At 55.5% G+C, this 18,201-nt stretch carries 11 protein-coding genes; 5 read left to right on the top strand and 6 right to left on the bottom strand.

Annotation, left to right across the window (positions count from 1 at the left end; genetic code table 11):
- Positions 1-2: 2 nt before the first annotated feature.
- From JWF83_RS14065 to ltnD, 3 genes are read right to left on the bottom strand one after another with little or no spacing between them, the layout of a single operon-like run.
- Positions 3-626 (bottom strand): aldolase, encoded by a 624-nt coding sequence (locus tag JWF83_RS14065; RefSeq protein ID WP_413650914.1) that lies wholly within the window; start codon positions 624-626, stop codon positions 3-5.
- The gene (gene otnK, locus JWF83_RS14060; protein ID WP_413650913.1) at positions 623-1,885 is read right to left on the bottom strand and encodes a 3-oxo-tetronate kinase; all 1,263 of its coding nucleotides are present in this window, start codon (positions 1,883-1,885) and stop codon (positions 623-625) included. The genes JWF83_RS14065 and otnK overlap by 4 nt, the downstream gene beginning before the upstream one ends.
- Positions 1,885-2,799 carry an L-threonate dehydrogenase gene (ltnD, locus tag JWF83_RS14055; RefSeq protein ID WP_413650912.1) on the bottom strand — a complete coding sequence of 305 codons (915 nt, stop codon included), beginning with the start codon at positions 2,797-2,799 and terminating at the stop codon, positions 1,885-1,887. The genes otnK and ltnD overlap by 1 nt, the downstream gene beginning before the upstream one ends.
- Before the next feature lie 320 nt (positions 2,800-3,119).
- Here ltnD and ygbI point away from each other — a divergent pair, with 320 nt between their 5' ends.
- The 4 genes from ygbI to JWF83_RS14035 all read left to right on the top strand — a co-directional run bounded on the left by ygbI (position 3,120) and on the right by JWF83_RS14035 (position 5,785).
- A complete protein-coding gene (gene ygbI / locus JWF83_RS14050; protein ID WP_413650911.1) occupies positions 3,120-3,881 on the top strand; it encodes a DNA-binding transcriptional repressor YgbI in 762 nt (253 codons plus the stop codon).
- 145 nt (positions 3,882-4,026) lie between these two features.
- Complete coding sequence (locus JWF83_RS14045; RefSeq protein ID WP_413650910.1) at positions 4,027-4,272, top strand: hypothetical protein; 246 nt, start codon at positions 4,027-4,029, stop codon at positions 4,270-4,272.
- Between the two features lie 102 nt (positions 4,273-4,374).
- A complete protein-coding gene (locus tag JWF83_RS14040; RefSeq protein WP_413650909.1) occupies positions 4,375-4,671 on the top strand; it encodes a YciI family protein in 297 nt (98 codons plus the stop codon).
- A 31-nt stretch (positions 4,672-4,702) separates the two neighbouring features.
- Positions 4,703-5,785, top strand: a complete 1,083-nt coding sequence (locus JWF83_RS14035; RefSeq protein ID WP_413650908.1) for a malate/lactate/ureidoglycolate dehydrogenase — start codon at positions 4,703-4,705, stop codon at positions 5,783-5,785.
- Positions 5,786-5,831: 46 nt separating this feature from the next.
- Here JWF83_RS14035 and gntT read toward each other — a convergent pair whose 3' ends face one another.
- The gene (gntT, locus tag JWF83_RS14030; protein ID WP_413650907.1) at positions 5,832-7,148 is read right to left on the bottom strand and encodes a gluconate transporter; all 1,317 of its coding nucleotides are present in this window, start codon (positions 7,146-7,148) and stop codon (positions 5,832-5,834) included.
- A 319-nt stretch (positions 7,149-7,467) separates the two neighbouring features.
- Between gntT and JWF83_RS14025 the strand changes: the two genes are divergently transcribed.
- On the top strand, positions 7,468-8,607 hold the full coding sequence (locus tag JWF83_RS14025; protein WP_413650906.1) for an iron-containing alcohol dehydrogenase: 1,140 nt from the start codon (positions 7,468-7,470) through the stop codon (positions 8,605-8,607).
- Positions 8,608-8,667: 60 nt separating this feature from the next.
- Here JWF83_RS14025 and JWF83_RS14020 read toward each other — a convergent pair whose 3' ends face one another.
- Together JWF83_RS14020 and JWF83_RS14015 are read right to left on the bottom strand one after the other, a co-directional pair.
- Entirely contained in the window at positions 8,668-8,724 is a 57-nt protein-coding gene (locus tag JWF83_RS14020) for a hypothetical protein (protein ID WP_413650966.1), read from the bottom strand.
- Positions 8,717-17,281: a GH36-type glycosyl hydrolase domain-containing protein gene (locus tag JWF83_RS14015; protein ID WP_413650965.1), complete on the bottom strand. Its 8,565-nt coding sequence runs from the start codon at positions 17,279-17,281 to the stop codon at positions 8,717-8,719. The genes JWF83_RS14020 and JWF83_RS14015 overlap by 8 nt, the downstream gene beginning before the upstream one ends.
- Positions 17,282-18,201: the final 920 nt, after the last annotated feature.

Genomic DNA, 18,201 nt, shown 5'->3' with positions numbered 1-18,201 from the left:
TATTAGCTCCTTAACCCGGCAATTTCGTCATCACTGAGATAGCGAATCGGGCGATCGCCGAGAGTAAATATCAGGCGGGCAGTCTCCTCCAGCTCTTCGGTATTGTCCGCCGCTTCACGCAGGGTTTCCCCCACCACCACCGGGCCATGATTGGCCAGCAGAAAGGCTTTGTAGTGCGGCGCCAGTCTGCCAAGATCTTCTCCCAGCCGCCGATCGCCGGGGCGATAGTAAGGCACCACCGGCACATCACCGACGCGCATCACCACATACGGGGTAAAAGGTTTGATACAGTTTTTGCTGTCCAGCCCTTGCAGACAGGAGAGCGCCGTCAGATACAGACTGTGCAGATGCACCACCGCTTTGCACTGCGGATTATTCAGGTAAATCGCCCGATGAAAGCTGATCTCTTTCGACGGTTTATCACCGGAAACCCATTTCCCTTCCAGCGTCACCTTTGACAGGCGGTCAGCGTCCAGTTCACCGAGGCAGGAACCGGTTGGTGTCGCCAGTAAGCTGCCATCTTCCAGCATCATCGACAGATTGCCGGCAGAACCGGTGGCGTAGCCGCGTTGAAAAAACGACGCGCCCAGTTTTACCATCTCTACGCGGGCTTGTTGTTCAGTCATACGGGAAACTCCGTCTGTGCACGGGCAAAGAAATTTTCATCGCCAAAATTGCCTGATTTCAACGCCAGTGAAATCGGTTGTTCGGTAGCGCGCACCCATGGCACGCCGGGGGAGATCACCGGACCAATATAAAAGGCGCGCACTCCCAGCGTCTGTGCCACCACTCCCGAGGTCTCGCCGCCGGCGACGATAAAGCGCCGGAAGTCACGCGCTTTCAGTTCGCGCACCACGGCGGCAAAACAGCGCTCCACCGCTTCACTACTGCGCGCCGCACCGTACTGTTGCTGAATCTGCTGCAACTGCTGCGCCGCTGACGTGGCATACAGCATGGGGGCTAACGGGCCAGCGGCGTTCTGTTCAACCCAGTCACAGAGTTGCAGCGCATAGGCCGCAGCATCCTGCAGACAGGCTTCCACCGCCACCCCCTGCGCCGGGGCCAGCTGACGATACACTTCCACCTGACGATTAGTCATGGTGGAGCAGGAGCCGGAGAGGACTACCGCACGCTTGCCCTGTGGCGCGCCCGCGGCTTGCGCCTGCGGTTTATCATGGGCGCCGGCAGCCAGCTGCCGCGCCAGGCCAATTGCCAGGCCGGATCCGCCGGTGACCAGTTTCATCTCCTGCACTGCCGCAGCCTGGGTTAACAGATGCTGCTCATTCAGCGCATCCAGCACCACATAACGCACCCCTTCATTTTTCAGTTGCGCAAGGCGCGCACGCACCGCGTCAGCGCCCTGATCCAGTAGCGAACTGGCGATCAGACCGGCTTTGCCGCGCGCCTGCGCCGCCATCAGACGCAGCAGATTGCTGTCGGTCATCGGGGTGACCGGATGATGGCGCATACCCGACTCGGACAGCAGCTGATCCATCACAAACAGGTAGCCCTGATAAACGGTACGGCCATTTACCGGCAGCGCAGGGGAAATAATGGTTTGCGTTTCATGCAGCGCATCAAGCAGCGCATCAGTGACCGGGCCAATATTACCGCCGGCGGTACTATCAAAGGTGGAGCAATATTTAAAGTAAAAGCGCTGGCAGCCCTGCTGCTGCAACCAGCTCAGCGCCGCCAGTGAATCTCTGACCGCCTGCTCTGCCGGGCAGGAGCGCGATTTCAGGCTGACCACAATCGCCTCTGCGTCGATCGCTTCATCATCCGGCGGCACACCATTCAGCTGTACCGTCGACAATCCGTTCTGCACCAGAAAGCTGGCAATATCGGTCGCTCCGGTAAAATCGTCGGCAATCACCCCGAGGCGCATTATGGCTGCTCCTTTTTTTCCGGCAGGGTAATGCCGCTAAAAATCTTAATTACCGCACTGTCATCCTGTTTACCGAAACCGGCATTACTGGCGGAAGTAAACATATTGAAGGCGGTGGAGGCCAGCGGCAGCGGGAAATGCAGCGCTTTGGCCGTATCCGCCACCAGACCGAGATCTTTGACAAAAATATCGACGGCGGACTTCGGTGAATAGTCGCCATCGACCACATGACGCATGCGGTTTTCAAACATCCAGGAGTTACCGGCCGCATTGGTCACCACTTCATACATGGTATCAAGCGGAATACCGGCACGCGCCGCCAGCGCCATCGCTTCTGCTCCGGCGGCAATATGCACCCCCGCCAGCAGCTGATGGATAATCTTGACGGTGGAGCCCAGACCGATTTCGCTGCCAATGCGGTACACCTTACCGGCCACCGCCGTCAGCACCGGTTGCAGCTGGTCAAAAGCCGCATCGCTGCCGGAGGCCATCACCGTCATTTCCCCTAATGCCGCTTTTGCTGCGCCACCCGAAACCGGTGCATCCAGCATCAACAGCTGATATTCCGCCAGCTGCTGCTCAATCAGCTGTGCATCCTGTGAGGAGATAGTGGAGGAGACCATCACCACCGTGCCGGGCTTCAGTTTGCCGGCAACGCCATTTTCACCAAACAGAATACCTTTTACCTGCGCCGCATTAACCACCAGTAGCAGTACCGCATCCAGCTGAGAAGCAAATGCCGTCGCGCTGGTATCCGCCGCCCGGGCGCCACTGAGCAACAGCTTCTCCAGCGCCTGTGGATTGAGATCGACGCCAAAAGTGTTCAGTCCGGCCTTAATACAGGATTGTGCGGCGCCCATTCCCATCGACCCGAGGCCGATCACGCCTACGTTAAGTGCTGATGTCTGTGCCATAGCTTCCTCATGTTAATTTTGGTGATAATTTGTTTTGTTGTGTTAAGTATAAGCACTCCATCTGCGCCATGGCGTGATGCCTCTCACATTTATTAACGTTTAAATTGGATTTTTCACAGTAATTAACAGAACAGGCCGCCCGCCGGTAAAAATAACGGTATTTAATCATAGTGTTACCATCACACAGCCACAGCCGGGGTGCGGTAATTTAATCCGCGCCAGCGGGCAGCAGGATGAAAATGTTAAAAAATGATAAAATTGCCGACGCACCGGCGTTATACTGGATACTGTGATGCAGAGTCAGTCAGAAAGGAGCCGCTGTGATCCCGATAGAACGTCATCAACAAATTTTAGCGCTGATAGCTGAACGCGGCGTGATTAGCATTAATGAACTGACGGAGCGCCTCGGCGTCTCCCATATGACCATCCGTCGCGATGTGCAGAAGCTGGAAGATCAGGGGGCGCTGTTGTCGGTCTCGGGCGGAGTGCGTTCCACCGAGCGGCTGGCGGCGGAGCCGTCCCATCTTGATAAAACCGCGATGTTCAGTAATGAAAAATTTCTTATCGGCCAGGCCGCGGCGCAACATATTCCCCGCAACAGCTGCATTTACCTTGATGCCGGCACCACCACTCTGGCGCTGGCACGCGAACTGGGCGAACGCGATGATCTGCTGATCGTCACCAACGATTTTGTCATCGCCAATTTTATTATTGAATCGAGCCAGTGCCGGATGATCCATACCGGCGGCACCCTGTGTCGTGACAATCGCTCCTGTGTCGGCGAAGCGGCGGCGCGGGCATTGCAGAATCTGTCGATTGATATTGCCTTTATCTCCGCCACCTGTTGGGGACCGCGCGGGATTTTCACTCCGGATGAAGACAAAGTGATAGTGAAACGTACTGTCGCCAGCGTCAGCAGTAAACGCGTACTGCTAAGCGACAGTTCGAAATACAATAAAATTGCGACCTTCCTGGCGTTACCTCTCGATCAGTTTGATGTGGCGATCACCGACAACAGGCTGCCGGACAGCGCGCAACAGACCCTTGCCGCCAAAGCGCTGGAACTGGTGGTAGCCGGGTAATTTCTAATATTGCGAACAGGATCACGACTCGTAATATTCAGCCATATTGCCGTCTCGCTGATCCGGATTTGGGCAACTAAACTTACTAGCGTGGCTCGGGGCCTCAGAGGTTATATGTTCCACCAGCAACTCGCGAGGAGAGTTTATGAGCACAATTGATACGCATATGGGCAGATATTGTTTGAAAGCACGTGATGCCGGCAATCATATCAAAGGCTCAATTACGATTAACGATGAAGGCGGTACCATGCTCACCATGCAGGAATTTGATGAGCACTACCTTGATGATGTGGTCAATAATGTGATTTACCCAATAACCGGTGGCAATCGCGATATCACCCGAGTGTTGCGCGATCAAATGGTGAAGGCTGGCTTCGAACAGTCATACTAAAAAATTCTCTCGGGTCACACTGTTGTGGCCCGAGTTGTTACTGCACCCTCCCCCCCGCTTATGCTATAACTTCTGCACGGCAAATTTAACTGACTGTTCCTGATGCAATTTATCCTGCGTTTCTACGATCGCCCTGAACGGCTGGCGCTACGTCAGCAATACCTTAATCAGCATCTCGCCTGGCTGGCCGCACGGCAGAACACCATTCTGGCCGCCGGTTCCCTGCGCCCTGATGCCGATGCCGCAGCGTCTGGCGCCGTGTGGATTGTTGAAGCGGAAAGCTTTGCTGCAGCCAGCCAGGTCTGGCAAAGCGACCCGTTCTGGATCCATGGTCTGCGTGAGCAGCACGTCGAGGTGATGAGCTGGAACCGTTCAGTGCCGGATAAAGTATTGATATAACGAAGCTTATCAAATAACCCAAGGGGGGGACGTGAAGACTGAACAGCGTGTTAATAGTGAGCGCCTGCGGCAGTTTGTACAGGCGATCTGGATCTATGCGGGGAGTAGTCAGACTGAAGCCGAAAAGGTAGCGGAACACCTGGTGCACGCCAACCTGGCCGGTCATGATTCGCATGGCGTCGGTATGATCCCCAGCTATATGCAGTCACTGGCGGAAGGCCATTTGCAGCTCAACGGGCATGCCCGGGTGGTAAAGGATGCCGGAGCGGTATTAACCCTCGATGGCGGCCAGGGATTTGGTCAGGTGGTCGCCAGTGAAGCGATGGCGCAGGGGATTGAACGCGCGCAGCAGTTTGGTCTGGCCGCGGTCGGTTTGCACAATGCGCACCATATTGGCCGTATTGGTCACTGGGCAGAGCAGTGCGCACGGGCCGGTTTTATCTCCTTTCATTTCGTTAACGTGGTGGGCGACCCGATGGTCGCGCCTTTTGGCGGCAGCGATCGTCGTTTTGGCACCAATCCATTCTGCGCCATCTTCCCGCGTAAAGATAACCAGCCGCTCCTGCTTGATTATGCCACCAGCGGTATCGCCTTTGGTAAAACGCGTGTCGCTTATAATCAGGGGAAACATGTCGCCCCGGGCTATCTGATCGATTCACAGGGGCAGCCGACTGAAGATCCGGCGGTAATGCATGAGCAACCCTTTGGTTCATTGCTGGCATTTGGCGGCCATAAAGGCTATGCACTGGCCACGCTGTGTGAAATTCTTGGCGGCGCGCTCTCCGGCGGACGCACGACCCACGATCAGACACTGAACAATAGCACCAGCGCCATTTTTAACTGTATGACCACTATCATCCTCAATCCTGATGCCTTTGATGCCCCGGCGATGCAGCAGGAAGCCGAAGCCTTTCTGGCATGGGTGAAACGTTCGCCAGCAAGCGGCGATCAGGCAATCCGCATTCCGGGTGAATGGGAAGCGGCAAACCGGATCGACAGGCTGAGCAACGGTATTCCGATTGACAGCACCAGCTGGCAGCAAATTTGCGCTGCCGCCCTGCAGGCTGGCATGCCGCAGGAAGAGTTAGCCGCCTTTATGGCATTAACCCTTTGATAATAAAAAACGGAGAGGACGACCTCTCCGTTTAGTTTTTGCCGCGTTAAATCACATTCGATAACAGCAGGCATCCCACCAGGCCGCAGACGGAAATAATCGTCTCCAGTACTGACCATGACCGAATGGTCTCGCCAATTGTCAGGTTGAAATACTCTTTAAACAGCCAGAAGCCCGGATCGTTAACGTGTGAGAAAATCACACTACCGGAACCAACGGCAATCACCATCAGCTCCGGGCTGGCGCCACTGGTGGCAATCAGCGGTGCAACAATGCCGCCGGCGGTAATCGCCGCCACGGTCGCGGAGCCAAGTGCGATACGCAGTACTGCCGCAATCGACCACGCCATCAGAATCGGCGACAGATTGCTGGCATGCATCATTCCGGCGATATATTTATCCACACCACTGTCTACCAGCACCTGTTTAAAGGCACCGCCGCCGCCGATGATTAGCAGCATCATGGCGATGATTTTAATCGAATCGCTGATGGTGCCCATCACATCATCCATGCTGCGACCGCGATTCAGACCAAAGGTGAAGATGGCGATCAGTACGGCAATCAGCGTCGCCATAATCGGGTCGCCGAAGAATTCCGCAAATGGCAGCAGAACATGATCTTTCGGCAATACCATCTCGGCGACCGCACGCAGCGCCATCAGAATCACCGGTACCAGTGAGGTCCAGACGCTGACGGCAAAGCCCGGCATCTCTTCTTCAGTAAAGGTTTTCGGGTTATACAGACCGCTGGGAATTGACTTATCAATGCCTTTCAGAAAACGTGCATATACCGGCCCGGCCAGGATCACCGTAGGAATACCCAGCAGGGTGCCAAACAGCAGGGTTTTACCCATATCGGCATTAAACAGCGTGGCGATGGCGGTCGGGCCTGGGTGCGGCGGCAGAAAACCGTGAGTAACCGATAGCGCAGCCGCCATTGGCACGCCAACAAACAGCAGCGGCACACGCGCCGATGCGGCGATAGAGAACACCAGCGGCAGCAACAGCACAAAGCCCACCTCATAGAACAGCGCAAAACCGACGGTAAACCCGGTTAGCACCACTGCCCACTGAATATGTTTCTCGCCGAACTTCGCGATTAAGGTGGTGGCGATACGCTGCGCACCGCCGCAATCCGCCAGCAGCTTACCCAGCATGGCGCCAAATCCCATAATCAGCGCCAGACTGCCCAGGGTTCCGCCGACCCCGGCTTTAATTGAACCGATAACTTTATTTACCGGCATCCCCTGCATCATACCGACGGCCAGCGCCACCAGGATCAGGGCAATAAATCCATTAAGCTTAAAGCGAATCATCAGCAATAGCAGTAACACCACTCCAACCGCAACGATGACTAATGGCATAATTCTTCTCCGAGGCATACTCGCCAGCAGCATGGCTGATGGCGGCATATATTTATCATTATGTTCCAACGCTCCAGACGTAATGACAGCAAGCAGTTGGGTAAATAAGCGATTACAGACCGGACGTCACCGGCTGTTACCGATAACATGTTAAGGGTAACATTCACTCAGCGTCACCACTTGCGCCAGCTGAATTTACATTTTGAGAGGGGGGTCAAAGTTTTGAAATATTTGCCCGCTGCGGTTTTTTTCCGCCGCTAAGTGGCTGAGGCTGGTAAACTGTCGGCCTGGTTGCATGCAGAAAAAGAGGGAATACCCGATGAATATCAGTCAGATGCTGGCCAACAGACAGACCATTTTCGGCAACGGCAGTTTAGGTGAACTGATCCCGCTGCTGAAAGCCGCCCCTGCCCCTACCCTGTTGTTCTGTGGCCGATCGTTTTTAAACAGCGAGGCTTACGCCGGGCTAAAAACCGCATTAGACAGTCTGATCATTGATCATGAAATTGTCAGTCATGAGGCGTCGCCGGATGAGATCGACCACTGGGTCGCGCGCTGGCGCGGTAAGGTGGCGCGGGTGGTCGCCATCGGCGGCGGTAGCGTACTGGATGCGGCCAAAGCCTTTGCCGCGCTGTGTGAACATCCGCTGAATACCCTGCGTTATCTGGAAAAAGTCGGCGATACCCAACCCGGCGGCAACACCCTGCCAGTCATCGCCATCCCCACCACCGCCGGCACCGGCAGCGAAGTGACGCAAAATGCGGTGGTGACCGATAAAAACCGCTACAAGGTGAAAGCCTCGCTGCGCCACGCCAATTTTGTGCCGCAGATTGCCATCCTCGATCCACTGCTACTCAAAGGCACGCCGGACGCGATCCTCGCCTGTTGCGCCATTGATGCCTTTACTCATCTGTTTGAAGCCTATCTTTCCGCTAAAGGCAATGCTTTTAGCCGTCAAACCGCCATCAGCGGCATGCAGGCATTTATTATCGGCTGGCCGGAACTGAATGCTTCAGGCCCGCGCGGCGACGCGGCGCGTGAGCAGATGATGATAGCCTCCTGGCTCGGCGGACTCTGTCTGAGCATGGCGGGTTTAGGGGTGATCCACGGTATCGCCGGGGAACTGGGGGCGATCAAGGATTATCATCACGGCGAGGTCTGCGGACGATTGCTATTGCCATTTTTAAGCCTGCTGAATGACAGCGAACATCCGCAACAACGCGTATTAATCGCCGATCTGGCCGCCAGGCTGTTTGCCACGCGCAGCCCGACGCCGGCGTTGCAGCTGGCCGGATGGCTGCAAAACAATGCCATTAGCCCGTTCTGGCTACAGCCGCCACCGCTGAGTGAAGCCGGGAAACAGTGGATACTGGCACGCTCTAACAGCAAAAATTCGCTGGTGACCTACAGTCAGCAGCAGCAGCGCCAGCTGCTGGATCAGGCCTATCCGTACGGCTAACCATTTAAAAATGTTTAAAATTCAAACGACGCTATACTGATTGCAGCGTCAGAATAGACGTTACTCAGAACTAACCTCAATATTGCCCGCAGGATGTGCGGGCAATCTTTTACGCATCGCCGGTTGGCGCCGTCGCCTGCGGTTTGCGCGACGCCAGTATCACTTCAACCTGATGATTGCCGCCGTCATCTTCCAGCGGCAGACGATGTTCCGCCACGCGCTGACCATCCAGCGATAACTGATAGTCCCCCTCGCCCTCTTTCACCACAATATGATAGTGACTGCCGCCATATTGATAGCGCAAACTCACCTGCGGCCAGGCTTGCGGCAGCCGGGTATCGATCAGCAAATAGCGTCCCTGACGACGAATGCCGAGCAGCGATTCGGTGATCAGGCGATAGGCCCATCCCGCCGAGCCGGTGTACCAGCTCCAGCCGCCCCGCCCGCTATGGGCGTCGCCCGCATAGACATCGGCTGAAATAACATATGGCTCCACTTTGTAGCGCGCCACCGCCTCACTATCCAGCGCATGGTTAATCGGGTTAATCAGCGACATCAGTTGCCAGGCACGTTCAATATTGCCCATTTCCGCAAACGCCATCACCGCCCAAATGGCGCCATGAGTATACTGGCCGCCGTTTTCACGCACGCCGGGCAGATAGCCGCGGATATAGCCCGGATTCGGCCCGTTACCGTCAAACGGCGGCATCAGCAGCTTGATCAGTCCGGCGTGTTCATCCACCAGTTGCGCATCCAGCGCCTGCATCGCCTGCTGGCAACGCTCAGGCTCACCGGCATGGGATAATACCGCCCAGCTCTGGGCGATGGCATCAATCCGGCACTCCTGCGACTGATGCGATCCCAGCGGTTCGCCATTATCAAAGTAGCCACGGCGATACCAGTCACCATCCCAGCCATGCCGCTGCAGATTCTGCTGCAAGCGATTCGCCTGATCCTCGAGACGTGAGCGGATATCAGGTAGCTGCAGCTGTTCAGCCAGCGCGGCATAGCGACGCAGGACAGTAAACAGGAAGAAACCTAACCAGACACTTTCGCCACGGCCCTCAATACCGACCAGATTCATACCGTCATTCCAGTCGCCGCTGCCCATCAACGGCAACCCGTGGCTGCCAAAACGTAAGCCATGCTCAATCGCCTGCAAGCCATGTTGCCACAGACTGTGCTGCTCCCTGCTGACCAGCGGCTGTTCGTAGCGCGACTCCTCACCCGGCTCCAGCAGCCGTCCTTCCAGCCAGCTCACCGGCTGCTGCAGGATGTCATGGTCACCGGTGACCTCGACATAGTGGCAGATCGCCAGCGGTAACCAGAGGAAATCATCGGAACAACGGGTACGAACGCCGTTGCCAGCCGGTGGATGCCACCAGTGCTGTACATCCCCTTCAATAAACTGACGTGAAGCGCACAGCAAAATTTGCTGGCGCATACGTTCCGGCGCCGCATGGGCCAGCGCAAGAGAGTCCTGCAGCTGATCGCGGAAACCAAACGCCCCGCCCGACTGGTAATAACCGCTGCGTGCCAGCATCCGGCTGGACAAGGTCTGATACAACAGCCAGCCATTGGCCAGCAGATTCACCGCCTGATCAGGGGTTTCAATCAGCAGATTATCCAGCAGGCGGTGCCAGTGGCGATGCACCGCATCCAGCTCGCTGGCGGCGCGCTGTTCATCAAGATAGTGCCGGATCATCTGCTGCGCCTGCTGGCTGGTTTCACCGACACCGAGGGCAAAAATAAAGGTCCGGCTATCGCCATCAATAAAGCTGGTGGCTGACTGTAATGCGCCACAGGGATCAAGGCCAGCGCCGGTTTTATCAGACAGTCGGTTGCGTTTCAGCGCCGCCGGTTCGGCCAGCGATCCATTACGTCCGATAAATTCACGCCGATCGCCGGTTAACGAGCAATGCACGCCATTAACGGCAAAAAATGCCGTTCGTTCTGAACCCCCACTGGCAAAATGATGGCTGGCCAGTACGCCGCAACCATTATGCATTGGCGCCGGCGTGGTCACGATATGCATCGCAGATTTGCCACGCAGTTCAGCCAGCACCCACTCGACATAGCCGGTGGCGGATACCCGGCGCGTACGACCGGAATGATTTTTCAGGGTGAGAATAAACAGTTTCACCGCGGCTTTTTCGGCCACCAGCACCGTGAAATGGCTTTCAATACCACTGTGGTGGTGCTCAAACACACTGTAGCCAAAACCATGGCGGGTGAGATAACTGCCGCTGCCGCGACGCGGTAACGGCATTGGCGACCAGATTACGCCACTCTCTTCATCGCGCAGATAAAAGGCTTCGCCCGAACGGTCGCTGACCGGATCGTTCTCCCACGGAGTGAGCCGGTATTCATGGGCGTTTTCAAACCAGCTGTAAGCCTGACCACTCTCAGAAATCACCGTGCCGAAACAGTCATTAGCGATAACATTCGACCATGGCGCTGGCGTCGTCTGCCCCTCTTCCAGCACCACAACATATTCGCGGCCATCCGCCGAGAAGCCGCCGGAACCATTGGCAAAATGCAGGCTATGCTGGGGATAGGTCAGCGGATAATGCTGGTTCTGCTGCAAAGGGTGCAGCGGCACCAGTAGCGGATTAACGGCACGCGAACTTTGCGGATTTGGATTCAGTTGTTCCAGCAGACCGCCACGCCGATCATCAATGAAAATACGCGCGGCGCTCATCAGTAGCGTATGATCTTCCGTGCTCATATGCTCGCCGCTGCGCACAAAGATCCCACCGGGTTTATCAATCTGGCTCGCTTCGGCACCGGCGGAAATCAGGCTCAGGATCTGGTTTTGCAGCTCCTGCATATAGCCGCCCATATCATTATTCAGGATCAGCAGATCGACCATCACCCCTTTTAAGCGCCAGTAGCTGTGTGCGTTAATCAGCATAGTTACCAGCGGCAGGCTTTCGCTGCTGGTCACCGCAATCGCCACAATCGGCAGGTCTCCGGAAATCGCCTGCGCCCAGAGGGCGGATTGCCCGCGACGATTGCGCATCAGCACCTCAGCACTGGCACGCAGATCGGGATTGGCAAAAAACAGCGCGCCGGCCAGACGATTATACTCGCTGGCATCATCCTCATTGGCGTTTAGCTGGCGCAGTACGACCTGGCTGTGCGACCACGCCAGTTCAAATACCCGATCGGCAATATGGTGATCGCGATACTTCTCCATCAGCGCCAGGCTTGAGGTGCGTGACTCGGTGACGCCATATACCACGTCAATGATCAATGGCACATCCGGTTCGAGCTGGACGCGCTGTCGAATGGCGATAATCGGATCCAGCACCGCGCCCGCACTGTTGCTTAATCTCCCGGCACGCTGCAGCGCCTGCGGCGTGGCGGTGGTCCGGCCGCGACCGATAAATTTGGCGCGATCGGTTTCAAATGAGGTCTCCCGATCGATATTGCCGTGGATCGCCATCATATGAAACAGCCACGGCGATACTTCGCTCTCTTCGCGCGGACGGCGGTGACATAGCAAACCTTCGTAATCCGCAATACACTCCGTCTGAAGGAACAGATTGCTGAATGCCGGATGTGATGCATCACTGGCGGCGGCCGCCAGCACCACTTCGGCATAGGTGGTGATTTCAATAATGCGGCTCTGACGCCCATGGTTGGTCAGGGTCAGACGACGCAATTCGACATCATCCTCCGGTGAAATCACAATCTGGGTTTTGACGCTCAGCGAGCCTTCGCTGCGATGATATTCGGCGCCGGCATCGGTAAACACTACCCGATAGTGGCTGGCCGGGGTGGCCAGCGGTTGCAGAGTGGTGCTCCAGACTTCATCGCTATGCGGATCGCTCAGATAGCAAAAACTACCGTAATTATCGCGGGTGGCATCTTCCCGCCAGCGCGTCAGGGCAATCTCTTTCCAGCGGCTGTAACTGCCGCCCGCCTGCGTCAGCATCAGATGATAGTTGCCGTTCGACAACAGCTGCACTTCCGGCGTCGCGCTGTCAGCATGGGTAAATTCACGCGGTTGATAGATGGCGGGTTTTAAGCGCCCGTCATGGGATTCAAAATGACGCCGTGGGGTGTAAAGCTCAAGCGCATCCGGCACCCGCTCCTGTAATAAAAACCGCGCCGACTGAAAGCGCGGATGGCTGGCGAAACGTTCCACCATCGGCGCATCCAGCAGCAAATGGGATAATGCGAGGAAACTCATGCCCTGATGGTGAGCCATCCATGAGCGTATCACCACATACAACTGACCACTGGCCAGCCGCGAGGTGGTGTAATCCAGCGCTTCATAAAAACCAAATTTACCGCGCGCGCCGCAGCCTTCCAGCGTTTGCAGGTTCTCAATGGCTTTTTGCGGATCAACCACCAGCGCCATCATGGTGGCATACGGGGCGATCACCATATCGTCGCCGAGGCCACGTCGCAGACCCAGCCCCGGCACGCCGAAGGCGTGATAGCGATAATTCTGACTGGCATCGAAGGCATACCATCCCGATTCTGAGATCCCCCATGGCACCCCGCGCTCTTTACCCCAGGCAATTTGGCGATTTACCGCCGACTGACACATGGTCACCAGTAAGGTATCGGGATAGCCCGGCATCACCAGCTGCGGCATCAAATACTCGAACATCGAACCGCTCCACGACATCAGCGCCGGCTGTTTTTCCAGCACGGTAAACAGCCGTCCCAATGCCTGCCAGCTCTTCAGCGGCAATTGGTTGGTGGCGATGGCGAAATAGCTGGTCAGACGAATTTCCGACGGCAGCAAGTCATAGTGACCGCTATCCAGCTTATTTATCTCGCAGTTGTAGCCAACGCTAAGCAGATCGGTAACCGGGTTATACAGAAAGGCAAAATCCATCGTGGCGTGCTGATGCAGCCGAAGCTCCAGTTCGTCGAGGATTGCCAGCCGCTGACGGGCAGAAGCCATCGCATACAGGCGCGCGGCGGAAGCGGTGGCGTCGGGCTGGCGCGCCAGCGCCAGCAGGCTGGGGATCGGCTGACTGACATTATCATCGGTTATCCAGCCGAGAAAATGCTGTGCCTCCTGACTCAACTCACTGACCTGACGCAGCAGGCTGGCGGCCCAGTCGCGCTGCGCGCTATCGGCAGTTTCACTTAACAGCAGCAGTTCTTCGGCCAGCGGCTGCATGGCAGCAAATGCCCGCAGACACCCCGCAACCGAGCACGACAGCGCCTCGATACACTGCGTGCGTATCAGCGGCAATGCGGCAGGCCGATCGCCGGGCCAGTTTTTTTCCAGTAGCTGTAGCGTATCCTCCAGCCCGGCTAACGCACGCGGGATATCCAGCACCGGCTGTTTCTTACATTGCACCAGCCCGGCGCTCAGGGTCAGCAAATGGCCCGCCATATTGCCACTATCGACGCTGGAGATATAACGCGGCTTTAGCGGCTGCAGAGTCCGCGTGTCATACCAGTTATAAAGATGCCCGCGATAGTGCTCCATCTTATCCAGCGTATCGAGAGTCAGGGTAATACGCTGCAGCATATTGCCACAGGTGATATAGCCAAAATCCCATGCGGTAAGATTCGCCAGCAGTGACAGGCCGATATTGGTCGGCGAGGTACGGTGGGCAATGACCGGCTTCGGCAATTGCTGATAGTTATCCGGTGGTAAACCATTCTCTTGCGCATTAACAAAAGTTTCAAAAAACAACCAGATTTCACGGCTATTCTGGCGCAAAAACTGGCGCTGCTGCGCATTTATCGGCGCTTTTTTTCGTTGCGGCGCACGGCTCAGCCAGAGCATCCATGCCGGCGCCAGCAGCCAGATCACCGCCACATCCAGCGCCAGACCACCGAGCGCTGAATGCCATAGTACGCTCAGGGCCAGCAGTATTACCGCCAGCAGCGGGTTTAACCACATCGCGCGATAGATATTTTTTAGTGATGGCAGTAAACGACCTTTGCTCTGATCAAAGCTCATCCACTCATTAAGATTGCGCTGACTTACGCCCAGCCGCCACAGGGTGACGGCAATCGCATACAGGGTATAGCCGGCTTCATGGGGCAAGGTAGCCAGACTGAGCAAGATGCGGTTCAGGCGCGATAAGGTGCCGCGCAGGATCAATGGTATATGCTGCAGCAGCGGGCGTTTCGCTGGTTTCGTCAGCAGATCCTGCAGTAATGCCACCAGCGTTGGCAGTAACAGCACCACGGCGAGAAATGACAACCAGTAAAAAGGATTCGGTACCAGTAATACCATGGCAAACAGCAACACCAGCAGGCACGGCGCCACCAGACTACGGCGTAAATTATCCAGCAGTTTCCAGCGCGAAAGCGTGCTGAGCGGGTTACGCGTGCGGCTGCCATCGGCCTTACGCACCTGCGGCCGTAACCAGTTAAGCAATTGCCAGTCGCCGCGGATCCAGCGTGAACGGCGCGCGACATCAATCATATAGCTGACCGGATACTGTTCATACAGCACCACATCACTCAGCAGACCGGACCGCACATAGCAGCCTTCCAGCAGATCGTGACTGAGTACCAGATTTTCCGGGCAGGTGCCTTCGGTAACGCGGGAAAACATCTCCACATCGTAAATGCCCTTGCCGACAAACGAGCCTTCGCCAAACAGATCCTGATAGATATCTGACGACATTAATGAGTAAGGATCGCTGCCCGGTGGGGTACTGTTGAGAGCCGCATAGCGACTTTGCCCAAAGCGCGGGATCTCTTCGGCCAGTCGTGGCTGCAAAATGGTATAGCCCTCCACCACCCGTTGCCGTTGCGCATCATAAATCGGGTGATTCAGCGGATGTGCCAGCGTGGCAATCAGCTGATGAGCGCTGGCGCGCGGCAGTACGGTATCGCTATCAAGGGTAATAACATATTTTACCGTCGCCAGCGCGACGGCATCGCCGCCGCAGATAGTGGTAAAACCGTTTTCCTGCTGGCGCAACCAGCGATTCAGCGCGTAAAGTTTGCCACGTTTACGCTCATATCCCATCCACACGCCCTGCTGCTGATTCCATTCGCGTTCACGATGCAGCATCAGGAAAGGCATATGGCGCTGTTCGGCGTAACGGCGGTTAAGCCCTTCGATTTGCGCGCAAACATAGCTTAGCAAACCCGCATCTTCCGGCAGGGTCTGCTGTAGGCTGTCATGGAAATCGGTGAGTAACGCGAAGTGCAGATGCGCCATATCATTACCGATAAAGCACACTTCGAGGCTGTTAATGAGCTTATCAATCCCTTCCCGGCTGGCCAGCAAACAGGGGATCACTACCAGCGTACGGAATTCAGCCGGAATGCCGGCGGAAAAATCCAGCCGCGGCAACGACTGCGGCAGCCGACTGCGGGTAGTCGCTTCACTAAGCAGATTAGTGACAAACTGGCTGACGACAATCACGATCGGCACCAGCAGCAGCCACAGCGGCCAGCCGAGACCGGCTCCGCGGCTGTGAAACAGAAGATCGGCGCTAAATGCGGTGATCAGCAAACTCAGGCTGCCAAACCAGGAGAGCAACGGCATCTGATTAAACCGGTGGCGTATCCGCGTCTGCCATTTGAAGCGAATATTCATCGCGGCTTCCAGCTGCGTCCGTCCGGCATCAATCAGGTAGTAGCCAATATGCTGTTTCCGGCTGCCTGGCGGCGCCTGCTGCGCCAGCGCTAATACCCGCCGGGCCACCGCCGTTTCACTTTCCTGACCGTAACGCGCCAGCAGTTCAACCACATGGCGATAGCGGTCGCGGGTAGCAAAATGCATCCGGGCATAAATATCTGCCGGATCCTGCCGCAGAACTTGCTCCACCAGGCTGAGGTTTTCCGCGAAATCCGCCCAGTTCATTTCACTTAGCAGACGTAGCCCGGTAATACTGTTACTGACTGACAGCTGACTGGCCGCCTGCTGCTGATTGAAGCGATGGATCAGGGTTTCCGTGGTTAATCCCACTTCTCCCAGCCGTTGTTCCATCCAGGTTAACGGTAGTGCCAGCATGCTGCCATGGCCCTGCAAACGCCTGACCAGTTCGGCAACGAAAGCACTGGTGCGCGGCGGATTGCTGCGCGCCATATCGGCAATCACAATGATTAAACTGGCCGGGTCGTTTTCCGCGCTGTCGAGCATTTTCGTCACCCAGTCATTTGCCAGGTTACGCTCCTGCTGGGCTTCGGCCACTTCACTACTCACCCGGCGCAAATTCTCGAACAGCGCCAGACGCAGCATTCCCGGCAGCGCCCACAGCTCGCCGAGGGTCAGCGGCGTGATCTTCTGATAAGCCGCGACATAACGTGTCAGGCTGTCGTCATCCCAGCGGCCATCGCCATGCGCAATCGCCTCGGTGGCAATATGATAAATACGCGGGCAGTGATGAGGCGCCGCCAGCGCGGGTAAACCTTTACCAAAGTTTTTTGGTAGCAGCTGCCGTACCACGCGGATCTGTTCTTCGATCAGATAAAAGTTATCCAGCAGCCACTCACCGGCGGGGCCGATGCTGTTTTTTTCATCACGGCTCAGGATCTGGCAATTCTCAGCCAGCAACAGTTCGTTTTCTTCCAGTCTTTTTAGCAAAAAATAGGGGGCTTTACTGGTCGTAAGGTGATGTGACAGCGCCAGCGTTTCGCCAAAGCGCTCCATCTGATCGACAGAAAATAGTTCGGCTTTCTCCGCGCTATCATAGTGGCTATCAGCAAGAGAGGTTTGACCATAAGCCAGCGCGCTATCGGGACGATTTTTACTCTTAACGAAATAACTGAAATCAATTCTCACGCAACAGCTCCTGGGACGGATGCTCTAAGGGCAGTTGCCACGGCTGCAGGAAGAGTAAATGAGGGATGGGAAAATGCTAAAGAGGCGCAATCTTAACGACAGTAATGCAATAATATGTGGAGATAACTAAGTATAACAGACTTTTAACCTAATCGTTTATTATTCAACCTGGCAAATAAATCAGCGCCGCCGGAGGTGGCAGCCAGTGGCCGTAAGGGAGGCAATCCGAGGGGTAATTGTGACAGCCGGCCAGAGCAAACACCGTCTTAACACAAACTATCAGCAACTGCTGATATCGCCTACTGCCGCTTCAGCAGAATCATCCGTCAGGGCACTGAAAATATATCCGCACCGGCGATAAATTCAGTGCCCTTATTAACTATTTCACAATGAAACTACAATTTCACTTTGTGACATAGAAACCATCAATATTCCCTCTGCGCATATTTATAACAAACAAAATGCGCATTTCCTTGAGAAGGGGCAGTAAATCTTCGCTGTCTGTAATGCATTGTATGAGTTATAAAAACTCCCAAGGAATATTCGTTTCTCCATTTCTGGTATCAACCTGCAACCTTTAATATGTACTGCATGAAACCCGTTTCTTTGCGGCGTCCTGGTCACGTAATAATATGCGAACACTATTCTGCCTCCCACGGTTTGTTTAGTTTTATTAAAGCGAATCAAGTATACGCCAGCTATCAGAGACAGCTGACCAGACTGTCGCATTTCTGTAACTTTCGGATTTTTTTCTGGAATCATTAGACTAAAAAACCAATGTAGTTAACAGATTAGCCACTGCGTCTGGCAGTAGTTGCGGATATGCCATCAGCAATTTTAGGAAATGCTTTAGTGGCGACATAAAA

Origin of the sequence: Pantoea sp. B65 (assembly GCF_047308185.1) — a bacterium.
Lineage (GTDB): Bacteria > Pseudomonadota > Gammaproteobacteria > Enterobacterales > Enterobacteriaceae > Erwinia.
The sequence above is the reverse complement of the archived record's forward strand: the minus strand, read 5'-3'. Positions and strand labels throughout refer to the sequence as shown.